The 1183-nt window shown below is 73.1% G+C and carries 1 protein-coding gene; it reads left to right on the plus strand.

Translation table 11 applies throughout. The annotated features are described in order from the left end of the window. A partial coding sequence (locus KUM38_RS19850) for an amino acid adenylation domain-containing protein (protein WP_217130744.1) occupies positions 1-1183 on the plus strand: 1183 nt, incomplete at both ends.

Genomic DNA, 1183 nt, shown 5'->3' on the forward strand with positions numbered 1-1183 from the left:
GCGGGAGCGCGAGCGGGTCCTGGTGGAGTGGAACGACACCGCGCGTCCCGTCGAGCCCGTCACGCTGGCCGGTCTCTTCGAGGCACGGGCGGCGCGGACGCCGGGGGCCAGGGCCCTGGAGTCGGCGGAGGTCCGCTACTCCTACGAGGAGCTCAACGCCCGCGCCAACCAGCTCGCCCATCTGCTGATCGAGCGCGGTATCGGCGCCGAGCAGACCGTGGCGCTCGCGCTGCCCCGCTCGGTCGACATCGCCCTCGCCCAGCTCGCCGTCGTCAAGGCGGGCGCCGCCTACCTGCCCGTCGACCCCGACTACCCGGCCGACCGCATCCGCTACATCCTCCACGACGCGGCGCCCGCGCTGATCGTCACCGACAGCGGCAACACCGCCCGGCTGCCCGTGGACAGCCCGGTGGAACACCTGCTGATCGACGCCACCGACACCTCGGACCGGCCCCGGCACAACCCCGGAGTACCGGTACACCCCGACCAGCCCGCCTACCTGATCTACACCTCCGGCTCGACCGGCAAGCCCAAGGGCGTGATCGTCACCCACCGGGGCCTGGCCTCCTTCGCCGCGGCCGAGCTGGAGCGGTTCGACGTCACGGCCGACAGCCGGGTACTGCAGTACGCCTCACCCAGCTTCGACGCCTCCGTCCTGGAGATCGTCATGACCTACGCGGCCGGCGCGACACTCGTCGTCCCGCCGCCCGGCCCGCTCGCCGACGACGTCCTCGCCGACGTGCTGCGCGGCAGCCGGGTGACACACGCGCTGATCCCGCCCGCCGCCCTGGCCACCGTCAAGACCGGCCCCGGCGACTTCCCCGACTTCCGCAGCCTGATCGTCGGCGGTGACGCCACCTCGGCGGAACTGGTGGACCGCTGGGCACCCGGCCGCCGCATGGTCAACGCCTACGGACCCACCGAGTCCACCGTCATGGCCACCACCAGCACCCCACTCATCGCGGGCACGGGCACCCCGGTGATCGGCCGGCCCGTGGCCAACTCGCGGGTGTACGTACTGGATCCAGGTCTTCGGCCGGTGCCGGACGGTGTGGCGGGCGAGCTGTACATCGCGGGCGCGGGCCTGGCCCGCGGCTACCTGGGACGGGCCGCACTCACCTCCGAACGGTTCGTCGCCGACCCGTACGGCACGGACGGCGAACGGATGTACCGCACCGGCGAC

Source organism: Streptomyces sp. AC558_RSS880 (assembly GCF_019049255.1).
Classification (GTDB): Bacteria; Actinomycetota; Actinomycetes; order Streptomycetales; family Streptomycetaceae; genus Streptomyces.